The organism is Allobosea spartocytisi (assembly GCF_014764685.1).
In the GTDB taxonomy this organism is placed as follows: domain Bacteria; phylum Pseudomonadota; class Alphaproteobacteria; order Rhizobiales; family Beijerinckiaceae; genus Allobosea; species Allobosea spartocytisi.
The window spans coordinates 163,171-186,346 of the sequence record NZ_JACXWY010000007.1; the positions used below are offsets into that span (position 1 = coordinate 163,171).

Below are 23,176 nucleotides of genomic sequence, written 5' to 3' on the forward strand. Positions count from 1 at the left end.
AGACAGCCCGGGTCTCGGCGGCGTGGGCGCTTCGGCCTGCCGATCCCCCAACTTGAGCCGCTTCGTCGGCGAAGCCCTCCCGGAAGAGGCTTTGCTGTTCGACCGCACAGTAGGCGGACTTGCTCGCAGAAGGAGAGATCGGGAAATATATCTACAGAAAACCACTACGCCGGAGGACCATTTTCTTATTTTTATGACGATATTGATCGCCTGAAATTCCCGAATACCATCGGTCCGGTCGATTTATCTCACGAACAACATGGAGACTAGGCCATGGCCGATGCGATCGTGCGTTCATCGCCGCTCGACGTTCAGGCGGAAGCTTTGCTGGAAGGGCTCATCGCCGAATATGACGGCCGCTATGGCGCCAACAGCCGGCCAGGCGGAGCACGGTCCGAGATCCTGCGCTATCCGCCGGAGGCTTTCGCTCCGCCGCTGGGCGAGTTCCTGCTTCTGCGCCGGGACGGCGAGACCATCGCCGGGGGCGCATTCATGAGCCATGATGACGAAACCGTCGAACTGAAGCGCATCTGGACGCGGGACGATCTGCGACGGCAGGGCTTGGCGCGTCGCATCGTGCAGGCGCTGGAAGAGGCGGCTGCGGATCTCGGCTACACGAGAGCCTATCTCACGACGGGCTTTCGCCAGCCCGAAGCGACGAATCTCTATTTGTCGCTGGGTTACCGACCGCTCTTCGACGTGGCGGTCGACCCGGCACTGTATCGCTCCCTGCCGTTCGAGAAGCATATCGGCGCCAAGGCAGGTACGGCCGGGCAGACGCCCGTCCATCCGCCTGCGGCATCCCTGGAAGAGGCGACAGCCCGCGTCGCTGTGGTCAAGGCCCAGCAGGAGGCGCGCATCGCGGCCCGGTTGGCGGCGCATCGGGCTGTTGCGGCGTGATGCCGAGCCAGCGCCCGCAGTTTCTCTGGTACATCCCCAACGACGTGAAGTCCGGTCATCGCGGCGATACCGTCAGCCAGGACCATAACAGCCTCGACACATTGACGGCGCACGCCAAGGCCCTCGAAGAGCATGGCTGGGCCGGCGCCCTGATCGGCACGGGCTGGGGCCGGCCCGACACCTTCACGCTCGCCACGGCGCTGGCGGCGCGAACCGAGCGTTTCGAGCCGCTGGTCGCGATCCGCCCGGGTTACTGGCGCCCGGCCCAGTTCGCGACCGCTGCCGCGACGCTCGACCATCTGTCGAATGGTCGCCTGCGCGTGAACATCGTGTCCGGCCTCGACGATCTCGCAGCCTATGGCGACAGCGAAGGAGATCAGGCCGGACGTTATGCCCGCACCAAGGAGTTCATGCGCCTGGTCCGTCGGCTCTGGACCGAGGACAAAGTGAGCCATGCCGGAGAGCATTTCCAGCTCGCCAACTCCACGGTGATGCCGCGGATCACGCCGCGTGAAGGCCGTCCCCATCCGCCGCTCTATTTCGGTGGCGCGTCCGCTGCAGCCGAGCATGTGGCGGCAAGCGAGGCGGATGTTCAGCTCTTTTGGGGCGAGCCGCGCGAGGCGCTGGCGGAACGCATCGAGCGTCTCAGGCGTCTGAGCCAGACCCTCGACCGAGACCTGCCGCCTCTGCAGTTCGGGCTGCGCATCACCACGCTGATCCGGGATACATCCGAGCAGGCCTGGGCCGATGCCGAGGCAAGGGTCGCAGCCATGGCTGCGGGCCAAAGCGGCTCCTGGCAGGATCATCGCCGCGCCGTCGCCGTGGGCCAGAAACGGCTCTTCGATCTGCACCTGCGCGGCGAGGTGCTCGACGACAACCTCTATACCGCGCCGGGACGTGTGGGCGGAGGCGGAGCCGGTACGACCTGGCTCGTCGGCTCGCCAATCGAGGTGGCCCGCTCGCTGAGCCAGTACCGCGATCTCGGCATCACCCATTTCATCCTGTCCGACACGCCCTACCTCAGCGAGATCGCGCGGCAGGGCAGCCAGTTGCTCCCGCTGTTATGACAACCGGATCGATCGTCGTTCTCGCGTCCGTTCGGACGCGCGATGATCGAGGCGTTTCGGTGGCTGGAGGGTTTTGAGAGGTCCAGTCGAAAAAACTGCTCGTCAGCCATCGTCCTTTGGCGGATTGGCCTCCGCGAGCCGCCATCTTTGGAATGCGGTTTCATTGACGGAAACGGTTCCGAAGGGAAAGATGACAGTATTGATCGCGCTTCGGTTCGGTCATTCGCGGGATTTGCTGGAGCAGCTTGCACCGCGTCAACAATGCTAAAAGCACCACGAGACGATCGTGGGCTCCGCAACGGAGTCTGACCCATGTCTGCCATCGCTGAACGATGCGGAATATCTCGTCGATCGCGCCGATGTCTGGCGTAAGAGCGTCTCGCCGCCAGCACTGATCCATCGAACACCATAGACAGATTGCAGCGCCGGCTCCCCGGCGAAGGGGGATTCATGTTCCCAGCGACGCCGATACGGGCCTGCGACAAGACCGCTGAGCCCCTCCTCTTCCCCGCCATCGCCGAGCCCGCATCTGCCCTTTCCGGCTCTGCTCGTTGGCCGACGTCGCCTGGCCCGGCCAGGGCGCAATCTTCTCGGAGTCCATTATGACGGTCGTCTCGCTTGTGCCGAAGGCCCCCGGCCCGAAGGATCTTCCGAGGGCAATCGCCTCCTCCACCGCGCCGGCGCACCCGGCCCCGGCTGATCTCCAGCTTTTCCGCCAGGCGCTTCGCCAGCTCGCCGGCGGCGTCAGCGTCATCACGACGGGCCGGGGCGCCGCGCGGACCGGCCTGGTGGCGACCTCCGTCTCGTCGCTGTCGGCCGAGCCGCCGACAGTGATGTTCGGGCTCAACCTGGCATCGTCCAGCTTTCCGGTGCTGCGGGCGCATGGCGCCTTTGCCGTGAATCTTCTCGCCGCCGACCAGAAGCCCATCGCCGACCGGTTTGCCGGCCGCGGCGGCGAGAAGGGCCTCGCCCGCTATGCCGAGGCAAGCTGGACGGAGGGCGCATCGGGTTCTGCCCTGCTCGACGGCGCGCTCGCCAATCTCGACTGCGAGATCGAGGAGCTGATCGAGCGGCACTCCCACGCCATCGTCATCGGCCGGATTCGCGAGATCAGGATCGGCGGCGAGTCGGCAGCGCTCCTCTATTGGCGTGGCGCCTATGAGCGCCTCGGCTGGCTGCCCGACGAGGCTGCAAGTGCACTCGGCCTGCGAGCCTATTGAGGAACGACGATGAGCTACCGCCTGAGCCTCCTCGACAAGAGCCCGATCCCGGAAGGCGAGAACGCCGCCGTTGCGCTGCAACGGACGGTCGCGCTGGCACAGACGGCCGAACGGCTCGGATACACGCGCTTCTGGGTCGCCGAGCATCACGGTTTTCCCGGTCTGGCGAGCTCCGCTCCCGAGGTGCTGATCGCCTATCTCGCCGCGCGCACGCGCAGCATCCGGATCGGCTCCGGCGGTGTCCTCTTGCCGCATTACAGCCCCTACAAGGTCGCGGAGATCTTCAATGTCCTGGCGTCGCTTGCTCCGGGACGCGTCGATCTCGGCATCGGGCGCGCGCCCGGCGGGTTGCCGGCGTCGACACGGGCGCTGCGCGTCCTCCACGCATCCGGTCCCGCCCACGACTTCAGCGCACAGTTGAGCGAGCTCGATACGTTCCTGAGCGTCCACACCGCGGAGGAAGGGGCAGCGCGCGCTCTGCCGCAGCCGCCCGTTTCACCCGAACGCTTCCTGCTGGGCGGCAGCCCGGACAGCGCCAGGCTGGCCGGGGAGCGCGGCTGGAATTTCGTTTTCGCCGGCCAGCATAATGGCGACGAGAAGACGATAGAGGCGAGCTTCGAAGCCTATGCCGGCGCGGGCGGCAAAGGACCGGTCCTGCTGGCCGTGACGGCTCTCGCCGCGCCGTCGCCGGACGAGGCGCGCAGCCTCACCGATGCGCTGAAGATCGTGCGCGTGACGCTCGACGATGGCCATAGCGTCAATCTCGGCTCGGAAGAGCAGGCGGCGGAATATGCCCGGCAGGCCGGCGCCGTCGCCTACCACACCGAAATCCGCAAGCCGCAGATCGTTTCCGGCACGGCCGAGCAGGTTCGCCGCGAGCTGGAGCGGCTGCAGGCACGCTTCGGCGTCCGTGAATTCATCATCGATACACCGCCCGCCGCCGCCGAGAAGCGGCTCGCGTCCGTGATGCTGCTGGCCGGCGAAGCGCCGGCGCTCGCAGCCTGATCATTCGGAAAGGACGAGATCCATGGCCAAGAGCACCGCGACTCCCCGCCTGACCTTCGGCGTGATGCTGCAGGGCGCCGGCAGCCACATGAATGCGTGGCGTCATCCGAGCAATCCGCCGGATGCCAGCGTCAACCTGGACTTCTTCATCCGCAATGCCCGGAAAGCGGAGGAGAACGGCATCGCCTTCGCCTTCATCGCCGACGGGCTCTACATCAACGAGAAGTCGATCCCGCATTTCCTCAACCGCTTCGAGCCACTGACGATTCTCTCGGCGCTGGCGGTCGCGACCCGGAAACTCGGCCTCGTCGGAACGGTCTCGACCTCCTATAGCGACCCGTTCACGATCGCCCGGCAATTCGCCTCGCTCGATCTGATCAGCGGTGGACGCGCTGGTTGGAACGCCGTGACATCCCCGTTGGAAGGATCGGGCCGCAACTACAGCCGGCCCCATCCCGAACATGCTTTGCGCTACGAGATCGCGCATGAATATCTCGATATCGCCAAGGGCCTGTGGGATTCCTGGGATGACGACGCCTTCCCGCGCGACCGCGAGACCGGCCGCTTCTTCGACCGCGAGAAGCTGCATACGCTCGGCTACAAGGGCCGCTTCTTCCAGGTCGAGGGGCCGCTGAACATCCAGCGCTCGCCGCAGGGGCAGCCCGTGCTGTTCCAGGCCGGTGCCTCCGAAGCGGGCATCGGACTGGCGGGCAAGCATGCAGATGCGGTCTTCGCCAACCATGTCCCGCTGGAGGAGGCCCAGGCGCTGTATCGCGCCATCAAGACGAGTGCGGTGGCGCAGGGCCGCAGCGCCGACGAGGTGAAGCTGTTTCCGGGCGCGGGTCCGATCGTCGGCCGCACCCCGGCCGAAGCCGAGGAGAAATATCGCGCGATCCGGGCGCTGATCTCGATCGAGGACGCGCTCGCCTATCTCGGCCGCTTCTTCGACCATCATGATTTCAGCGCCTATCCGCTGGACGCGCCCTTCCCCGAGCTCGGCGATATCGGCAAGAACAGCTTCCGCTCGACGACCGACCGCATCAAGCGCAACGCGATTCTGAAGCGCCAGACCCTGCGCGAAGCGGCGCTCGAAGCAGCGACCCCGCGCACGGACCTGATCGGCTCGGCAGAGGAGGTTGCCGGCCGCCTCATCGAGCGCGTCGAGAAGCGGGCGGCCGACGGCTTCGTGCTCGGCTTCCCGGTCCTCGGCCAGGGCCTCGACGATTTCGTCGAGCTGGTGATCCCCGTGCTGGAAGAGCGCGGCGTCTATGACCGCAGCCTGCCGGGCCAGACCTTGCGCGATCATCTCGGCCTGCCGCGTCGCGAGAGCCGCCATGCGCGCAATGCCCCCGCGCAAACCGTGCGCAGAGCGGGCTGAGATCGCCGCCACCGCTTGTGAGAAAGGCTCCGGAGATGGCCGATCAGTTCGTCTACACCACCCCGCTCGACCCGCGCGCGCAGCCGCTCGTCGAGCAGCTGACCTGGGAATACGCAACCCGCTACGGCAGCTATTTCGGCGACCCGCCCGGCGCCGAAATGAGCCGCTATCCCGCCGCGCTTTTCGCTCCGCCGGACGGTAATTTCGTGCTGCTCCTGCGGGATGGCCGGGCGGTCGCCGGCGGCGCCTTCAAGCGCTACGACTCCCATACCGCCGAGCTCAAGCGGGTCTGGACCGATGCCGCGCTGCGCCGCCAGGGGTTGGCGCGCCGCATCGTCGAAGAGCTGGAACAGCAGGCGGTCCGCCAGGGCTACGACAAGATCTATCTGACCACCGGCTTCCGCCAACCCGAGGCCAAGGCGCTTTATCTGGGCGCCGGCTATACGGCCTTGTTCGACCTGACCGTCGACCCCGAGACCTATGGCATCCTGCCATTCGAGAAGGCGCTTTCGGTCACGCCGTCGAGACGGGCCCCGCCATCGGAAAGCCACCGATCGCTCGACGCGGCCTGACGGCCGCACCAACGCACCGCCTTCAGCCCGAAAGATCCAACATGACCCTCGCCAGCGACTTCGCGGGCCTGCCCTCGCACGCCCATCAGCCAGCGCCCGGGCGCGACTTCAGCCGCTACCGGATCGTGCCGGCCCGCTATCCCGGGCGGATCATCGGCACGGTCTTCGCAGGCGTCGTGATCTTCGCGATCCTGAATTCGGTGCTGTCGAATCCTCGCTGGGGCTGGGACGTCTTCGCCGAGTGGTTCTTTGCCGAGCCGGTGCTGGTCGGCCTCGGACGCACACTCCTGCTGACGCTGCTCGGCACGGTATTCGGCTTCCTGCTCGGGACGCTGCTGGCGCTGGCGCGGGTCTCGGGTTCGCCGCTGCTGGCGTCCCTGTCCTGGGGCTATGTCTGGCTCTTCCGCTCGATCCCGCTGATCGTGCTGCTGCTGATCCTGAACAATCTCGGCTATCTCTACAGCACGATCTGGCTGGGCATCCCCTTCACCGATATCAGCTTCGGCTCCTGGCAGACGACGCAGCTCATCACGCCGTTCCTCGCCGCCGTGCTGGGGCTCACGCTCAACGCCGCCGCCTTCTCATCCGAGATCGTGCGCGGCGGCATCCTGTCCGTCGATCAGGGCCAGCACGAGGCCGCCGCCGCGCTCGGCCTGCCGAGACGCCGCCAGATCTCGCGCATCGTGCTGCCGCAGGCGATGCGCTCGATCCTGCCTACGGCCTTCAACGAGATCATCAGCCTCGCGAAGGGGACCAGCCAGGTCTACATCCTCGCCCTGCCAGAGCTGTTCTACACCATCCAGGTCATCTACCGGCGCAATCTCGAGGTGATCCCGCTGCTGATGGTGGCGACGGTCTGGTATCTCGTCATCCTCAGCGTCCTCTCCTTCTTCCAGCGCCATATCGAGCGCCACTACGCCCGCGGCGCGCTGCGCAATCCGCCGCCGTCAGCGATCGATGGCGCCCTGCGCTGGCTCGGCCGCGGTCGAGACAACACGAGCACCGCCTTCGCCGCGCCGGCACCGGTCGCCAGCCGGCAGGACGCGGCCTCGCTCGCGACGCTGTCGCCGCGTCGCGGCGGTGAGATCCGCATCAGCCACGTCTCGAAGAGTTTCGGCCCGCTCAAGGTGCTCGACGATGTCGGCCTCGCGCTGAAGCCGGGCAGCGTCACCGCGATCATCGGCCAGTCCGGCTCGGGCAAATCGACGCTGCTGCGCGCGATCAACCATCTGGAGCGGGTCGACGAAGGCTTCATCGCCATCGACGGCGAATTGATCGGCTACCGGCAGGACGGCGAGACGCTCTACGAACTGAAGGAGAAGGACATCCTGAAGCGCCGCATCGACGTCGGCATGGTCTTCCAGAACTTCAACCTCTTCCCCCATCTCACCGCGATCGAGAACATCGCCGAGGCGCCGGTGACGGTGCGTGGCCTCTCCCGCGAACAGGCGCTGGCCGAGGCGCGGGAGCTGCTTGCCCGCGTCGGCCTCGCCGACAAGGTCGATGCCTATCCGCGCCAGCTCTCCGGCGGCCAGCAGCAGCGCGTCGCCATCGCCCGCGCGCTCGCCTTGAAACCCAAGGTCCTGCTCTTCGACGAGCCGACCTCGGCGCTGGACCCCGAGCTCGTCGGCGAGGTGCTCGACGTCATCAAGGAACTCTCCCGCTCCGGCACGACGCTCGTCATCGTCACCCATGAGATCGGCTTCGCCCGCGAGGTCGCCGATCAGGTCGTCTTCATGGAGGCCGGTCGCATCCTCGAGACCGGCGCGCCGGCGAAGGTGCTGGGCGAGCCCGACCATCCCCGCACCCGCGAATTCCTCGCCAAGGTGCTCTGACGCTCAAAGTTTTCGGACAAGGAACACGATCATGCTGACCAGACGCGCTTCGCTCGCCCTTTTCGCCGGTGCGGCTTCTTCCGCGCTCATCCCCGCCGGGGCCTTCGCCCAGCAGGCGGTCGACCTCTCGCCCGAACAGCCGGGCCGTCCCCGCGCCCAGCGCGACGAGGAGGCGATCAGGCTCATCGCCGGGGATGCCAAATTCGCCAAGGACGGCGTCTTCACCGTCGGCAACAATACCGGGCGCTTTCCCTTCAGCGGTTTCGCGACCGACAACAGGACGGTCATCGGCGCGGAGGCGGAGATCGCCCAGCTTGTTGCCGACGCCCTCGGCCGCAAGCTCGAGATCGTCACCACGGCCTGGGCCGACTGGCCGCTCGGCGTGGTCTCGGGCAAGTTCGACGCGGTCATCTCCAACGTCACGGTCACCGAGCAGCGCAAGGAGAAGTTCGACTTCTCGACCTACCGCAAGGACCTGCTCGGCTTCTATGTGAAGAAGGGCAACGAGATCGTCATCCGCGAGCCGCGTGACGTGGCGGGGCTGAAGGTCATCGTCTCCTCCGGCACCAACCAGGAGCAGATCCTGCTCCGCTGGAACGAGGCCAACATCAAGGCCGGGCTGAAGCCGGTCGATATCCAGTATTACGACGACGACGTCGTTCTCTATCTCGCGCTCGAATCCGGCCGCGCCGACGCCTATCTCGGCCCGAACGCCCTGCTGAGCTTCAAGGCCGCGCAGGAGGGCAAGACGCGACTCGCCGGCAATTTCAGCGGCGGCTGGCCGGAACTGGCCGAGATCGCCGTCACGACGCGCAAGGGCGCCGGCCTCGCCGACGCGATCACCCATGCGCTCAACACCCAGATCGGGAACGGCAACTACGCCAAGGTGCTCGCGCGCTGGAACCTGACGGCCGAAGCGATCGCTCAGTCGCGCACCAATCCGCCCGGCCTGCCGAAGGCTTGAGCCGCGGCCAGCACCCCATCGATCTTTCAGGACTGGAGACCATCATGATTCCGCGACGGACACTCCTGTCGCTTCTCGTCGGCGCGCTCAGCACCACGAGCCTGGCCGCCTTCGCCCAGCAGGCGCCCTTCGATCTCGGCCCGGAGCAGACCGGTCGTATCCGTGCCGAGAAGGACCCGGCGGCCGTCGCGCGCATCCCGAGCAACTATGCCTTCGCCGAGCCCGGTGTGCTCACCGTCGGGATCAGCCCCGGCGGGCCCCCGCTCGCGACCTATGCCACCGATGCGAAGACGGTGATCGGAGCCGATCCCGACTTCGCGCTGCTCATCGCCGGCAGCCTCGGCCTGAAGCTGAACCTCGTGCCCGTGGCCTGGGCCGACTGGCCGCTCGGCCTCGCCTCCGGGAAATACGACGCCGTCATCTCCAATGTCGGCGTCACCGAGCAGCGCAAGGAGAAGTTCGACTTCTCGACCTACCGGCAAGGGCTGCACGGCTTCTTCGTCAAGGCCGACAGCAGGATCGCCGGCATTAGGGAGCCGAAAGACGCCGCCGGTCTCACCATCGCCGTCGGCGGCGGCACCAATCAGGAGCGCATCCTCGTCGAGTGGAGCAAGCAGAACGTCGCAGCCGGCCTGAAGCCGATCGAGCTCCAGCTTTTCGACGACGAGGCAGCGCGTCTCGTCTCGCTGCGCTCCGGCAGGTCGGACGTCATCGTCCAGCCCCATGCGCAACTCGTCTTCATCGCCGCGCGCGACAAGGACATCAGGCGCATCGGCACCTTGAGCGCCGGCTGGCCGCTGAAATCCGACGTCGCGATCGCAACCCGCAAGGGCAGCGGGCTTGTCGACGCGCTGACGCTCGCGACCAACAACCTGATCGCGAACGGCAAGTACGGGCAGGCGCTCGCCCGCTGGGGGCTGGAGGAGGAAGCCCTGCCGCGTTCCGAGACCAACCCGCCCGGCCTGCCGAAATACTGAAAAGCCATGACGCAGCTCTCGATCCGCAACATCGCCTTCCTGACGCCCGGCAACTACGACGACGCCGATCCGCGCACCGGCCTGGAGGAGACGCTCTCGCTGTTCGAATATGGCGAGGCGCTCGGTTTCGAGAGCGCCTGGGTGCGCCAGCGCCATCTCGAACCGGGTGTCTCCTCGGCGGCGACCTTTCTCGCCGCCGCGACCCAGCGCACCCGGCGCATCGGCCTCGGCAGCGCCGTCATCCAGATGGGCTACGAGAACCCGTTCCGGCTGGCGGAGGATCTGTCACTGGTCGATGTGCTCTCCGGCGGGCGGCTGAACATCGGCCTGAGCGCCGGGGCGCCGCCCTTCGGCAAGCTGCTGGGGGAACGCCTCTTCGACGGCGATCCTGCGGCCATCGACTTCTCCCATGCCCGCGTCGCGCGGCTGGCGGCCAATATCGCGGGCGACTGGCTGGGCGAGCCGCAGGCGCGCATCACCTCGGCAGCCGGCGAGCACCGCCCCCGGCTGCGGCCGCACGCGCAGGGCTTGCGCCAGCGGCTCTGGTATGGCGGCGGCTCGCTGCGCTCCGCCCGCTGGGCGTCCGAGAACGGCTTTCATCTCCTCCTCGGCAACATCAACACCGGCGAGGAGACCGACGATTTCTTCGAGACACAGCGGCGCCATGTCGAGACCTTCCGCACGCATTGGCGCGGACCGGCCGAGCCGCGCATCGCCATCGGCCGGGTGATCGTGCCGCTCGACGGCGCCGATGCCGGGACGCGGCAGCGCTATCGCGACTATGCCGCCAGCCGCCAGGCGCGCACGCTGGCGCCGCAGGGCGAGCGGCGGACGCTGATCGCGCCGGACATCGTCGGGCCGGCCGCGGACATCGTCGAAAGACTGGAAGCCGATCCGGTGCTGCGTCTGGTCGACACGCTGCGGCTGGAACTGCCGTATAATTTCAGTCTCGCCGACCATCGCCAGATCCTGACGGATTTCGTCGAGCTGGTCGCACCGCGACTTGGTTGGCGCGGGCAACGACCATCCGCAGCCGAGCGCGCGCCCGCGGGAAGCGCCCACCTATCAGACGCCGCCATCGCGTATCATCGCTCGGCGTGAGAGCTGAAAACCCTTTCCGTGCGGCAGCCTCACCGTCTTTCCGGAGGGGCTGGCATTTCGAAGCGCAGGGTCGGTCGGGGCCATCTGTTGGCCTCGAATGTCGTCCGCGAACGCCAAACACGAAAAGACCGACCGGTTGGGTCGGTTCGTAAACGTCAGCGAATGAGGAAAATGGTGCCGCTTGAGGGATTCGAACCCCCGACCCCCTCATTACGAATGAGGTGCTCTACCAGCTGAGCTAAAGCGGCAACGGGTGGCGCTGTACCAGCAGGGGGGCTGCTTGGCAAGCCGCAAGCGGCGCCATGCACAGCACCGAAGCCCCGGCGATTCTCCGGCGCGATCCCGCCTCCCTTCAATCCTTGCGCAGCTTCTCCGTCTCCGGCTTCTCCTGGCCGAGCGCCACGATGCCGCGGCGGATGGCACGGGTGCGGGTGAAGTGCTTGTGCAAAGTCTCGCCGTCGCCATAGCGGATCGCGCGGGTGAGCAAAGCGAGGTCTTCGTTGAAGCGGCCGAGCATCTCCAGCACCGCTTCCTTGTTGTGCAGGAAGACGTCGCGCCACATCGTCGGGTCGGAGGCGGCGATGCGGGTGAAATCGCGGAAGCCGCCAGCCGAGAACTTGATCACCTCGGACTGCGTCACCGCCTCCAGATCCTCGGCCGTGCCGACGATGTTGTAGGCGATGAGGTGCGGCAGATGGCTGGTGACGGCGAGGACGAGGTCATGGTGCTGCGCGCTCATCACCTCGACCAGCGCGCCCATCCCTTCCCAGAACTGGCGGGTTTTGGCGATGGCTGCCGCATCCGTGCCTTCCGGCGGCGTCAGGATGCACCAGCGATTGAGGAAGAGGCTGGGGAAGCCGGCATCGGGGCCGGAATTCTCGGTGCCCGCCACCGGATGGGCCGGAACGAAGGAAACACCCTCCGGCAGATGCGGCAGGACCGCATCGACCACCGAGCCCTTGACCGAGCCGACATCGGAGAGGATGGCGCCCGCTTTGAGCGAAGGCGCGATTTCGGCCGCCACCGAACCGCAGGCGCCGACCGGCACGCAGAGGATGATGTGATCGGCGCCATCAGCCGCCTCGGCCGCCGTATCAGCGACGGCATGGCCGAGATCGAGCTCGCGCGCCCGCTGGCGCACGGCCGCGTCCTGGTCGGCCAGCACGATCGTGCCGGCGAGGTTCAGCTCCTTCGCCGCCCGCGCGATCGAGGAGCCGATCAGCCCGATGCCGATGATGGCGAGGCGGGTGAAGACCGGTGTGGCGCGGCGCGGCGCGAAGCTCTCCGCCATCGGCGTCAGGCCTTGCCCGCGAGGAAGTCTGCGAGCGCGGCGACGACGAGGCGGTTCGCCTCCTCGGAGCCGATGGTCATGCGCAGCGCATCCGGCAAGCCATAGCCGCCGACGGCGCGCAGGATGAGACCGCGCCGGGTCAGGAAGGCGTCGGCCTCCTTGGCGGTCTTGCCCGGCGTCTTCGGGAAATGGATCAGGATGAAGTTGCCGACCGAGGGCGTGACCGCGAGGCCGAGCTTCTCGATCTCGGCGGTCGCCCAGGCGAGCCATTTGTCGTTGTGCTCGATCGCGGCCGCGACATGGGCCTCGTCGGCGACGGCGGCGGCACCGGCCTCGATGGCGGCTCCGTTGACGTTGAAGGGGCCGCGGATGCGCTCCAGCGCGTCGATGACATGGGCAGGCCCGTAGAGCCAGCCGATGCGCAGATTGGCGAGGCCGTAGATCTTCGAGAAGGTTCGCGTCATCACGACGTTCTCGCTCTCGGCGACAAGCTCGAGGCCCGACGCGTAGTCGTTGCGCCGGACATATTCGGCATAGGCCGCGTCGAGCACCAGCAGGACATGCGGCGGCAGGCCGGCCTGCAGGCGCTTCACCTGATCGAAGGGCAGATAGGTGCCGGTCGGATTGTTGGGATTGGCGAGGAAGACGATCTTCGTCTTCGGCGTCACCGCCGCGAGGATGGCGTCGACATCGGCCGTATAGTTCTTCTCGGACACGACGACCGGCTTGCCGCCGGCGGCCAGGATGGCGATGCGATAGACCAGGAAGCCGTACTGGCTGTAGATGCCCTCATCGCCCTCGCCCAGATAGGCCTTGGTGACGAGTTCGAGCAGTTCGTCGGAGCCATTGCCGCAGATGATCCGCTGGGGATCGAGACCGTAGCGGCCGGCGATCGCCTGCTTGAGCCGGCTCGACGAGCCATCGGGGTAGAGCTCCAGCTTGCCGGCGAGGCCCTCGAAGGCGGCGATCGCCTTCGGGCTCGGACCCAGCGGGGTTTCGTTGGAGGAGAGCTTGTGCAGCTTCACGCCGGCGGGCGCGGCGGATTTGCCGGGGACATAGGCCTCGATCTCGAGGACGCCGGGACGGGGCACGGGGCGAGAGGCGGTCATCTATCGGTCTTTCGGTTCGATCCTTCCCCGTCATTCCGGGCGACCGGAGGGAGACCCGGAATCCATCGGAGGGCGATGCACTCTACGATGGATCCCGGGTCTGCGCTGCGCTTGCCCGGGATGACGACGGCGGATCAGAGGCGATACGTGAGAGTGTTCACGAACGGGCGGATTTGACGGCGAAACGGGCGGCGTGGCTGCCGATCTCCGAGAAGTCGCTGAGACCGGCGGGTGCGAGCGCAGCCCGGATCGCCGCCTGATCGACCTCGCCGGAGGCGGCGACCAGCAGCGACAGATGCGAGCCGTCGGCAGCCGAGGCCGAGACCTCGGCCAGATGCTCGGCAAGACCGTGGCGCAGCGCCTCCGACCAGCGCTCGACACGGGCGGCATAGAGCACGATCTCGCGCACCGCGGCGTCCGCCAGCGGCTTGGCGATGCAGTAGACCGGCGTGCCGGCCGGATGGTCCGGGCGCTCGACGAAGGGCAGACGCGCGATGATCTTCGGCGCATCCGGCCCGATCAGGTCGCGCCACCAGATGCCGGCGCTGGCGCCTTGATCCATGCGAAAGATGCCGAGATCGCCGGCGGATTCGGCGACGGCGCGGATCACGGCGCGGGCGTCCTCATGCGGGACGAAAGGCACCGTGAAGCCGAAATGGAAGCGGGCGGAATCGCGCATCGCCGGGTCGCCGCCCGAAACATCGGCATGGACCGAATAAGGCGCCTGCACATAGGTGAAGGTGGCGATGATGATGCGCCAGACGCTCTCGACGGTGTCGAGCGGCAGGAGGCCCTTATGGCTGAGCGCGAGCCGCTTCATGATGTCGGCCTCGCGGCCGGGGCGGAAGGCGGAACCGGAGGCTTGCGTCTTCTTGATCGAGATCAGCGTCTCGATGATCTGCGAACGCTCCATCAGCAGCGCATGCATCGTGCTGTCGATGCGGTCGATTTCGCTGCGCAGATCGGCAAGGGTGGTCGGGGCGGCTTCGGTCATGGCAACGCGCTTTCCGGCAAGGCCACGCTCCTTAGCGCTCCCGCCGCGCCTTGGCAAAGCCGGCTGCACAATCCCGCGTTGACAGCAGCGCCGTGGCAGGTCATCGCTAGAGTTCGATTTTCCGAACGCTTGGACCGGCAAGACAAATAACACTGCCGAAACGGACGATATGAGCGATCTCTCCCCCAGCCTCGCCGACCCGCTGAAGGAAGCCAACGAGCCTTCGAGCCCGGTCGCGCGCTTCGGGCCGGAAGCGCCGCTATTGATGGATTGCGGCGTCGTGCTCGACCACTGGCAGATCGCCTATCAGACCTACGGCACGCTGAACGCCGACAAGTCGAACGCGGTGCTGGTCTGCCACGCCCTGACCGGCGACCAGTATGTCGCGAGCCGCAACCCGATCACCGGCAAGGGCGGCTGGTGGACCGCGATGATCGGGCCGGGCAAGCCGATCGATACCGACCGCTTCTTCGTGATCTGCGCCAATGTCGTTGGCGGCTGCACGGGCACGACCGGCCCGGCCTCGACCAATCCGGCGACGGGCAAGCCCTGGGGCCTGTCCTTCCCGGTCGTCACCATCCGCGACATGGTGCGGGCGCAGGCGGCATTGATCGACTCGCTCGGCATCGAGACGCTGTTCTGCGTCGCCGGCGGCTCGATGGGCGGCATGCAGGTGCTGCAATGGGCGGCGAGCTATCCGGGCCGGGTGTTCTCGGCGCTGCCGCTGGCGACGGGAGCCAAGCATTCGGCGCAGAACATCGCCTTCCACGAGGTCGGACGGCAGGCGGTGATGGCCGATCCGGACTGGCGCCAGGGACGCTATCTCGAAGAAGGCACCCGGCCTTCCAAGGGACTTTCGGTCGCCCGGATGGGCGCGCATATCACCTATCTCTCCGAGCAGGCGCTGCACCGCAAATTCGGCCGCAAGCTGCAGGACAGGGAGGCGCCGACCTTCTCCTTCGACGCCGACTTTCAGGTCGAGAGCTATCTGCGCCATCAGGGCCTGAGCTTCGTCGAGCGCTTCGACGCCAATTCCTATCTCTACGTCACGCGGGCGATGGATTATTTCGACCTCGCCGCCGACCATGACGGCGTGCTGGCGCGCGCCTTCGCAGGCACGAAGACGCGCTTCTGCGTGGCCTCCTTCACCTCGGACTGGCTGTTCCCCACGGCGGATTCCCGCGCCATCGTGCATGCGCTCAACGCAGCCGGCGCTTCGGTCTCCTTCGTCGAGCTGGAGAGCGACAAGGGCCACGACGCCTTCCTTCTGGAAGAGCCCAACCTCTTCGCCACGACGCGCGGCTTCATCGGCGCGGCGGCACGGGCGCGGGGACTCTGAGCATGACCCTCCCGGACAACCAGACGAACCGCATCGACCTAAAGCTCGTCGCCGAGATGGTGCAGCCCGGCACGCGCGTGCTCGATGTCGGCTGCGGCGACGGGGCGCTGCTGGCACTGCTCGCGGAGACCCGCAATGTCGATGCGCGCGGGATCGAGCTCTCGCGCGAGGGCGTGGCCGATTGCGTGGCGCGCGGGCTCTCGGTGATCCAGGGCGACGCCGACACCGATCTCGCCGACTACCCCGACGACTCGTTCGACTATGTCATCCTGTCCCAGACGATTCAGGCGACGCGCAATCCGCGCCTCGTGCTGGAGCAGATGCTCAGGATCGGCCGTCGCGCCATCGTTTCCTTCCCGAATTTCGGGCATTGGCGGATGCGCTCGCAGGTGTTCTTCCAGGGGCATATGCCGGTGACCGAGGCCCTGCCCTATAGCTGGTGGGACACGCCCAACATCCATTTCTGCACGATCCGCGATTTCGTCGCGCTCTGCGACCTGATCGGCGCGGAGAAGGAACGCGCGGTGGCGCTCGACGCCGCCGGCGGCAAGGTCGGCGTCAAGGCGCCGTGGTGGTTCTGGAACCTGTTCGGCGCGCAGGCGGTGTTCCTGCTGAAGCGGGGGTGAATCCTTCTCCTTCTCCCCTCAGGGGAGAAGATGGCAGCGCAGCGCTGACGGATGAGGGCGACGCGACAGGCAAAGAAAAGGGCCGCTTACGCGACCCTTCCCTCACCCGTCTGCTCCGCAGACACCTTCTCCCTCGAGAGGAGAAGGGCGCTCGCGATTTCAGTTCAGCGCCACACCCACGGGCCGCTTCTCCTTCACGGCCGCGACATGGCCCAGCATCAGCGAGCCCGGACCGACGGTGATCGGCACCGTCTCGCCATCGACGATCTCGCCGGCCAGGATGGCTTCCGCCAGCGGATCCTGAACGAACTTCTGGATCACGCGCTTCAGCGGGCGCGCGCCATAGGCGGGGTCATAACCCTTGTCGGCCAGCCACTCGCGCGCCTCCTTCGAAAGCTCGAGCGTGATCTTGCGATCGGTCAGCAGCTTCTGCAGCCGGGCCATCTGGATATCGACGATGGCGTCCATGTCCTTCCGCCGCAGGCGATGGAACAGGATGATGTCGTCGATCCGGTTCAGGAACTCGGGCCTGAAGGCGTGACGGACCACGCCCATGACCTCGTCGCGCACCGCATCGCTGTCCTGCCCCTCGGGCTGGTTCACCAGATACTCCGAACCGAGGTTCGAGGTCATGATGATCAGCACGTTGCGGAAATCGACCGTGCGGCCCTGGCCGTCGGTGAGGCGGCCATCGTCGAGAACCTGCAGCAGGACGTTGAACACGTCCGGATGCGCCTTCTCGATCTCGTCGAAGAGCACGACCTGATAGGGCCGGCGGCGCACCGCTTCCGTCAGCGCACCGCCCTCCTCATAGCCGACATAGCCGGGAGGCGCGCCGATCAGCCGGGCGACCGAGTGCTTCTCCATGTACTCCGACATGTCGATGCGCAGGAGCGCGGTATCGTCGTCGAACAGGAACGAGGCCAGAGCCTTGGTCAGTTCGGTCTTGCCGACGCCGGTGGGGCCGAGGAACATGAAGGAGCCGATCGGACGGTTGGGATCCTGCAGGCCGGCCCGCGCACGACGGACCGCGGTCGAGACCGCCTCCACCGCCTCGCGCTGCCCGACGACGCGGGAGCCCAGAACCTCCTCCATGCGGAGCAGCTTCTCCCTCTCGCCTTCGAGCATGCGATCGACCGGCACGCCGGTCCAGCGGCTGACGACCTGCGCGACATGGTCCGGCGTCACCGCCTCCTCGACCATGCCGGCGCCCTCGCCCTTCTCCTCGACCTCGGCGAGCTGCTTCTCGAGCCCGGGGATCTCGCCATAGGCAAGCTCGCCCGCCCGCTGATACTCGCCCTTGCGCTGCGCCTGGGCGAGTTCGTTGCGGGCGTTGTCGAGCTTGGTTTTCAGCTCGGCGGCGTGGCCGAGCTTGTCCTTCTCGGCTTTCCACTTGGCCGTGATGGTGTCGGAGCGCGACTCCAGATCGGCCAGCTCGGATTCGAGCCGCTTCAGCCGCTCCTTCGAGCCGGCGTCGTTCTCCTTCTTGAGCGCCTCCTGCTCGATCTTGAGACGGACGATCTCGCGGTCGATCGAATCCAGCTCCTCGGGCTTGGAATCGACCTGCATGCGCAGGCGCGCCGAGGCCTCGTCGACGAGGTCGATCGCCTTGTCCGGCAGGAAGCGGTCGGTGATGTAGCGATTCGACAGGGTCGCCGCCGAGACCAGCGCCGAATCCGTGATGCGGACGCGGTGATGCTGCTCGTATTTCTCCTTCAGGCCGCGCAGGATCGAGATGGTGTCCTCGACCGTCGGCTCGTCGACGAAGACCGGCTGGAAGCGCCGCGCCAGCGCCGCATCCTTCTCGACATATTTGCGATACTCGTCGAGCGTGGTCGCGCCGATGCAGTGCAGTTCGCCGCGCGCGAGCGCCGGCTTCAGCAGGTTCGACGCATCCATCGCGCCGTCGGTCTTGCCGGCGCCGACGAGGGTGTGCATCTCGTCGATGAACAGGATGATGCCGCCATCCGAGGACGAAACCTCGGTCAGCACCGCCTTCAGCCGCTCCTCGAACTCGCCGCGATATTTCGCGCCGGCGATGAGCGAGCCCATGTCGAGGGCGAGCAGTTCCTTGTCCTTCAGGCTCTCCGGCACGTCGCCATTGACGATGCGCAAGGCGAGGCCTTCGGCGATGGCGGTCTTGCCGACGCCGGGCTCGCCGATCAGGACGGGATTGTTCTTGGTCCGGCGCGACAGCACCTGGATGGTGCGGCGGATCTCCTCGTCGCGGCCGATCACCGGGTCGAGCTTGCCCTCGCGCGCCGCGGCGGTGAGGTCACGGGCATATTTCTTCAGCGCGTCATAGGCCTGCTCGGCCGAAGCGGAATCGGCAGTGCGGCCCTTGCGGATCGCCTCGATCGCGGCATTCAGCGCCTGCGGGGTGACGCCCGCCTTCGACAGCGCCTTGCCGGCCTCTGTGTCCTTCTCGATCGCGAGCGCGAGCAAAAGCCGCTCGACCGTGACGAAACTGTCGCCGGCCTTCTCGGCCGCTTTCTCGGCGGTGTCGAAGACGCGGGCGAGACCCGGCGTCAGGTTGAGGCCGCCCGAGCCGCCCGAGACCTTCGGCAGCTTCGCCAGCGCCTGGTCGACAAGCTGCAGCGCGAGGCGCGACTGGCCGCCGGCCCGGTCGATGAGACCTGCCGCCATGCCTTCGTTGTCGTCGAGCAACGCCTTGAGCAGATGCTCGGGGGTGAATTGCTGGTTGCCCTCGCGCAGCGCGATCGTCTGCGCCGCCTGGAGGAAGCCCTTCGCCCGGTCAGTATATTTTTCAATGTTCATTCAGATCACTCCGCCCGCAGGCCGCGCCCCGTAGCGACGCAAGACCCGCTGCCTTTCATCAGGATAGGGCGCCGCGATGGGCCGCCCTTCGCCTCCCAAGATAGTGTGACATTGGCGCAACGGAAGAGGGGGCGATGCAATTGACCTCAGCGTCGCGCCAGGCGCAGATCGGGCATGGCCGGGACCAAGCGACAGCAGGCGATTCGTCGGGCGTTGAGAGCGCTCGCGCCAGGCATCCCGCTTTCCGACGCAGAGGCGGTGATCACCCTGGCGGAGCGGCGCCACATGAAGGATCTGCCGCCTTCGACGGCACTGTGGCTCGCGCTCGGCAGCCATGTCCGCCACGTCCATACCGATTACGAGCGTCTGCTGGGCGAGGGTTATGACCGCGATGCCGCCCGCTTCTTCGTCGCCGACGAGACCGATGCGGTGCTGGCCGGCTGGGGCTGCCAGCGTTCGGTCGCGGATGGAGAAGACGATGCGGACGCTTGATCGAAACGGATACAGAATTTGATCTGTCAGGGCGCCGGAAGGCGGCTATCGTCCGGCAGATTGCAACGGCCGGACAGATCATGCGCATCGAGACACTGTACCGCTATCCCGTGAAGGGCCTTTCGCCGGAGCGCCTGTCGCAGGCCAGCCTGCCGGCGGGCGGCTATTTTCCGGGCGATCGGCTCTTCGCCATCGAGAACGGCCCTTCGGGTTTCGACCCGGCCGAGCCGGTGCATCAGCCGAAGATCAAATACCTCATGCTGATGCGCAACGAATCGCTGGCGCGGCTGCGCACGCGCTACGACGATGCCAGCGGCGATCTCGTCATCCGGCACGAGGGCAAGGAGGCTTTGCGTGCCCCCATGGCCACCGAAGAGGGCCACGCCGCGCTCGCCCGCTTCTTCGAGAGTTTCATGCCGGATGAGCTGCGCGGGGAGCCGAAACTGCTGACAGCGCCCTCAACCTATCGCTTCACCGATTCCCGCTCCGGCTTCGTCTCGATCATCAACCTCGCCAGCGTCGCCGATCTCGAAGGGCGGCTCGGACGGCCGGTCGATCCGCTGCGCTTCCGCGGCAACCTGATGGTGAGCGGGCTTTCGGCCTGGGGGGAAAACGACCTCGTCGGCCGCGACATCGACGGGCCGGACGGCCTGAAGCTACAGGTCATCAAGCGGATCGAGCGTTGCGCCGCGACCAATGTCGACCCGGATACCGGCGCCCGCGACATGCAGATCCCGAAGGCGCTGATGAAGAATTACGGCCATGTCGATTGCGGCATCTATTGCCGCATCATTGCCGGCGGAACGCTGCGGGAAGGCGACGCCCTCATGCCGTCCGAGGCGCCCGCGGAACTCGGCATCGCCTGACCATCCCGGAGAGCACCGCAGACAAGAAAAAGGGCCCTTGCGGGCCCTTTTTTATCTCTGATGGTCCGATGCTCCGAACTTACTCGGCAGAACCGTCCGTCTCGGAACCCAGCGCGTCCATGACCTCGCGCGGCGACCGGCGACGGCGCACCCGCTTGGCCGGAGCGGCCTCCTCGGCGGTATCGCCGACCGGGGCGGGCTCAGCAGGTTCCGCAGCCACCGGCTCGACCGGCGCCACGGTGCGGACCGGGTTCGTCAGGAAGGACGGCAGCGCGCTGGCGACATCTTCCCCCTCGGGCTCGGGCTGCCGCTCGCGACGCGGGCGGCGCTCGGCGCGCTGCGGACGCTCGAAGGAGCGCTCGGCCTGCGGCTGCTCGGCAGCGACGGGCGCCACCGGCTCCCCGACATTGCCAACCGGAATGTCGGAACGCGGTGCGTCGGGACGCGGCGTGTAACCGCCCTGCCCGGCTTCGCCGTTGCGATCGAAGCGGCGTTCGCCACGATCCTGCCGGTCGAAGCGACGCTCGTTGTTATTGTTGTTGTTGTTATTGTTGTTGTTGTTGTTGAAGCGCTCGCGGCGGTTCTGACGGTCGAAGCGCTGGCCGCCACCTTGCGACTGGCCGTCGCCGGCTTCGCCCTCGGCGCGCTGGCCACCATGCCCGTTATAGCCGTTGCCGTTCATCTGGCCGTTCTGACCACGGAAATCCGGCTGCGGGCCCGTGCCCGGCTGGAAGGAGCCGTCGTCGTCCCCCTCCTCCTCCATGTCGTCCTCGACATCGACGAAGGCGCGATTGGGCGGGAAGGTATGGCCGAATTGCTGCGTCATCTGCTCCTGCGCTGCGAGCAGGATGCGATAATAGTGTTCGGCGTGCTGGAAGTAGCCCTCGGCAGCAACGGTATCGCCCGAAGATTGCGCATCGCGAGCGAGCTGCAAATACTTCTCGGCGACGTGCTGAGCCGTGCCGCGGACCTTTACGTCCGGCCCGTTCGACTCGTAGCTACGCTGCAAAGGGTTGGGAGATTTACGATTGCCGTTATTGTTGCCGTTATTGCTACGGCCGCGCATACGCCGGTTCTGACCTGGTCTCATTCGCGTCTGTCTCGCGCTTCTTTGTTCAAAGCAACCGTGGCGTCGTCATGCGCGTTTCGACACACAGCGGGTTGCGACGCCGTGTCGGGCTGAGTGGACCTGAAGGGGCCTTGCGCCGTTTCTGGTCTTCACGCGCTCTTATTCCAAAAGGGGATCCATCCCCATAGGCCGAGGGGCGCCGCAGCGCCTTCGGAGTCCAATCTGGCAGGTCAGTTACATCGCTTCAGGAACACGCCCGTAAACAATGCTGATCTTGAGCAAGGCCTGCCGATGAAAGGGGCCGCCCAAGGCTCCGGCTCTGACGCCGCCAGCTTCGGCTGAAAGCTGCATAACCGCTTTTGGCTGCTTCTCCAAGCGAAATCGACCAAAAGCCTGTGCATGATCAGGCGGGCGCAAAGATCAGGGCCCGCTCATGCCCTCCGAGATCGTAACGACTCGCCTGCAATTCAAGGCCGCCGCCTGCCATGATCGAAGCGATATCCTGCTTCTGGCCGGCGCCGATTTCGAGAACGATAAAGCCTCCGGGCGCCAGAAGGGCCGGCAGGCTGCGGGCGAAGCATCGGTAAGGATCGAGCCCATCAGGCCCGCCATCGAGGGCGAGGCGCGGATCGTGCTCGCGCACCTCGACCGCCAGCGTCGCGATGTCGGAGGACGGGATATAGGGCGGGTTCGAGACGATCAGGTCGAAAGGGCCACTCAGCCCTTCGGTCCAACGGCCCTGGCGGAAGGAAACCCGCCCGGCGACGCCGTTCCGTGCGGCGTTGCCGGCGGCGGTTTCGCAGGCTTCCGCTGAGAGATCGATGCCGAGCCCCGTCGCGTTCCGGCACTCGCTGAGCAGGGCGACGAGAAGGCAGCCCGTGCCGGTGCCCAGATCCAGGATCGACAGCGTCTCGTCCCGGCGTCCGCCCAACCGGTCCAATGCCGCCTCGACGATGGTCTCGCTATCCGGCCGCGGCTCCAGCGTCGCCGGCGAGAGGCGGAAGGTAAGCCCCCAGAATTCACGCTCGCCGAGGACCCGCCAGACCGGTTCACCGACGATCCGCCGATGCAGGAAACCGGCGAGCACCGCGGCGGTGGCGGGGTCGAGCGAACGATCCGGGTCGAGATGGCGCGTCTCCAGCGCCCCTTCGAGCAGAAGGCGCGCTTCGAGCCCGGCCGGCTCGATGCCGGCCTGACGCAGGGCCCGGACGACAAGACGCCGCGCCTCCCTCACGGTCGGCACGGCGCCCTCCCCTAACCCCTCGACGGCCGCTCGGGCCGCTCGGTCAGTCGGGTTCAGCTGTTGCCCTGCATCTTCTGGTCGACGCACAGCTTCATCTTGGTGCGGAGCGAGGCCTTGCTCTCGCGAGCGCCCCTCATCTCCGTCTGGCAGGCCTTGCGGGCTTGAGCCTGGGTCATCGCTCCCTGAAGGGCCGCCGGCTTGCCGGACGTCACCTTGCGCATGGTCTGCTCCTGCGCCTGTGAAGCGCCGGACATGGCCAGAGCCATCAACCCGGCCATCGCGATCGTCGATACGGTCTTCATCATGGGAGGTTCCCCCGTTTGCTGGTGTCGATGCATCAGCAACGCGAG

The 23,176-nt window shown here is 66.8% G+C and carries 21 protein-coding genes and 1 tRNA gene; 14 read left to right on the forward strand and 8 right to left on the reverse strand.

What is annotated here, in order from left to right; all coding sequences use genetic code 11:
- The first annotated feature begins 273 nt into the window (after positions 1-273).
- The 10 genes from IED13_RS13660 to IED13_RS13705 all read left to right on the forward strand — a co-directional run bounded on the left by IED13_RS13660 (position 274) and on the right by IED13_RS13705 (position 11,019).
- The gene (locus IED13_RS13660) at positions 274-900 is read left to right on the forward strand and encodes a GNAT family N-acetyltransferase (RefSeq protein ID WP_191124490.1); all 627 of its coding nucleotides are present in this window, start codon (positions 274-276) and stop codon (positions 898-900) included.
- Complete coding sequence (locus tag IED13_RS13665; protein WP_191124491.1) at positions 900-1,967, forward strand: LLM class flavin-dependent oxidoreductase; 1,068 nt, start codon at positions 900-902, stop codon at positions 1,965-1,967. The genes IED13_RS13660 and IED13_RS13665 overlap by 1 nt, the downstream gene beginning before the upstream one ends.
- Before the next feature lie 602 nt (positions 1,968-2,569).
- The gene (locus IED13_RS13670; RefSeq protein ID WP_191124492.1) at positions 2,570-3,187 is read left to right on the forward strand and encodes a flavin reductase family protein; all 618 of its coding nucleotides are present in this window, start codon (positions 2,570-2,572) and stop codon (positions 3,185-3,187) included.
- Between the two features lie 9 nt (positions 3,188-3,196).
- On the forward strand, positions 3,197-4,192 hold the full coding sequence (locus tag IED13_RS13675; RefSeq protein WP_191124493.1) for an LLM class flavin-dependent oxidoreductase: 996 nt from the start codon (positions 3,197-3,199) through the stop codon (positions 4,190-4,192).
- 22 nt (positions 4,193-4,214) lie between these two features.
- Positions 4,215-5,570, forward strand: a complete 1,356-nt coding sequence (locus tag IED13_RS13680) for an LLM class flavin-dependent oxidoreductase (RefSeq protein ID WP_191124494.1) — start codon at positions 4,215-4,217, stop codon at positions 5,568-5,570.
- Positions 5,571-5,605: 35 nt separating this feature from the next.
- Positions 5,606-6,142 (forward strand): GNAT family N-acetyltransferase, encoded by a 537-nt coding sequence (locus tag IED13_RS13685; protein ID WP_038360707.1) that lies wholly within the window; start codon positions 5,606-5,608, stop codon positions 6,140-6,142.
- A 41-nt stretch (positions 6,143-6,183) separates the two neighbouring features.
- The gene (locus IED13_RS29220; protein ID WP_191124495.1) at positions 6,184-7,977 is read left to right on the forward strand and encodes an amino acid ABC transporter permease/ATP-binding protein; all 1,794 of its coding nucleotides are present in this window, start codon (positions 6,184-6,186) and stop codon (positions 7,975-7,977) included.
- Positions 7,978-8,008: 31 nt separating this feature from the next.
- Positions 8,009-8,941: an ABC transporter substrate-binding protein gene (locus tag IED13_RS13695; protein ID WP_112763013.1), complete on the forward strand. Its 933-nt coding sequence runs from the start codon at positions 8,009-8,011 to the stop codon at positions 8,939-8,941.
- Positions 8,942-8,985: 44 nt separating this feature from the next.
- Positions 8,986-9,918, forward strand: a complete 933-nt coding sequence (locus tag IED13_RS13700) for an ABC transporter substrate-binding protein (protein WP_191124496.1) — start codon at positions 8,986-8,988, stop codon at positions 9,916-9,918.
- A gap of 6 nt (positions 9,919-9,924) precedes the next feature.
- On the forward strand, positions 9,925-11,019 hold the full coding sequence (locus IED13_RS13705; RefSeq protein WP_191124497.1) for an LLM class flavin-dependent oxidoreductase: 1,095 nt from the start codon (positions 9,925-9,927) through the stop codon (positions 11,017-11,019).
- 172 nt (positions 11,020-11,191) lie between these two features.
- Here IED13_RS13705 and IED13_RS13710 read toward each other — a convergent pair.
- From IED13_RS13710 to IED13_RS13725, 4 genes are all read right to left on the reverse strand, one after another.
- Positions 11,192-11,267: transfer RNA gene (locus tag IED13_RS13710), tRNA-Thr, on the reverse strand.
- 104 nt (positions 11,268-11,371) lie between these two features.
- The gene (locus IED13_RS13715; protein WP_113254187.1) at positions 11,372-12,310 is read right to left on the reverse strand and encodes a prephenate/arogenate dehydrogenase family protein; all 939 of its coding nucleotides are present in this window, start codon (positions 12,308-12,310) and stop codon (positions 11,372-11,374) included.
- A gap of 5 nt (positions 12,311-12,315) precedes the next feature.
- Positions 12,316-13,419, reverse strand: a complete 1,104-nt coding sequence (gene hisC / locus IED13_RS13720) for a histidinol-phosphate transaminase (protein ID WP_133562436.1) — start codon at positions 13,417-13,419, stop codon at positions 12,316-12,318.
- 157 nt (positions 13,420-13,576) lie between these two features.
- Positions 13,577-14,413, reverse strand: coding sequence for a chorismate mutase (locus IED13_RS13725; RefSeq protein WP_191124498.1), 837 nt, complete (start codon positions 14,411-14,413; stop codon positions 13,577-13,579).
- A 169-nt stretch (positions 14,414-14,582) separates the two neighbouring features.
- Between IED13_RS13725 and metX the strand changes: the two genes are divergently transcribed.
- Positions 14,583-15,752, forward strand: coding sequence for a homoserine O-acetyltransferase MetX (gene metX / locus IED13_RS13730; protein ID WP_133562438.1), 1,170 nt, complete (start codon positions 14,583-14,585; stop codon positions 15,750-15,752).
- A gap of 2 nt (positions 15,753-15,754) precedes the next feature.
- Positions 15,755-16,378: a methionine biosynthesis protein MetW gene (gene metW / locus IED13_RS13735; RefSeq protein ID WP_038360688.1), complete on the forward strand. Its 624-nt coding sequence runs from the start codon at positions 15,755-15,757 to the stop codon at positions 16,376-16,378.
- A 159-nt stretch (positions 16,379-16,537) separates the two neighbouring features.
- Here the strand turns inward: metW and clpB are convergent, their stop codons facing one another.
- Complete coding sequence (gene clpB / locus IED13_RS13740) at positions 16,538-19,156, reverse strand: ATP-dependent chaperone ClpB (protein ID WP_133562440.1); 2,619 nt, start codon at positions 19,154-19,156, stop codon at positions 16,538-16,540.
- Between the two features lie 174 nt (positions 19,157-19,330).
- On the opposite strand from clpB, the gene IED13_RS13745 reads away from it, so the two are divergent.
- Entirely contained in the window at positions 19,331-19,648 is a 318-nt protein-coding gene (locus IED13_RS13745) for a DUF2293 domain-containing protein (RefSeq protein ID WP_038360682.1), read from the forward strand.
- An 80-nt stretch (positions 19,649-19,728) separates the two neighbouring features.
- Positions 19,729-20,514 (forward strand): MOSC domain-containing protein, encoded by a 786-nt coding sequence (locus tag IED13_RS13750; RefSeq protein WP_191124499.1) that lies wholly within the window; start codon positions 19,729-19,731, stop codon positions 20,512-20,514.
- A gap of 79 nt (positions 20,515-20,593) precedes the next feature.
- Here IED13_RS13750 and IED13_RS13755 read toward each other — a convergent pair whose 3' ends face one another.
- From IED13_RS13755 to IED13_RS28830, 3 genes are all read right to left on the reverse strand, one after another.
- The gene (locus tag IED13_RS13755; protein ID WP_248312573.1) at positions 20,594-21,580 is read right to left on the reverse strand and encodes a DUF4167 domain-containing protein; all 987 of its coding nucleotides are present in this window, start codon (positions 21,578-21,580) and stop codon (positions 20,594-20,596) included.
- A gap of 406 nt (positions 21,581-21,986) precedes the next feature.
- Positions 21,987-22,826 (reverse strand): peptide chain release factor N(5)-glutamine methyltransferase, encoded by an 840-nt coding sequence (gene prmC / locus IED13_RS13760; protein WP_260368420.1) that lies wholly within the window; start codon positions 22,824-22,826, stop codon positions 21,987-21,989.
- A 53-nt stretch (positions 22,827-22,879) separates the two neighbouring features.
- The gene (locus IED13_RS28830) at positions 22,880-23,131 is read right to left on the reverse strand and encodes a hypothetical protein (protein WP_038360676.1); all 252 of its coding nucleotides are present in this window, start codon (positions 23,129-23,131) and stop codon (positions 22,880-22,882) included.
- Between the last annotated feature and the right edge of the window lie 45 nt (positions 23,132-23,176).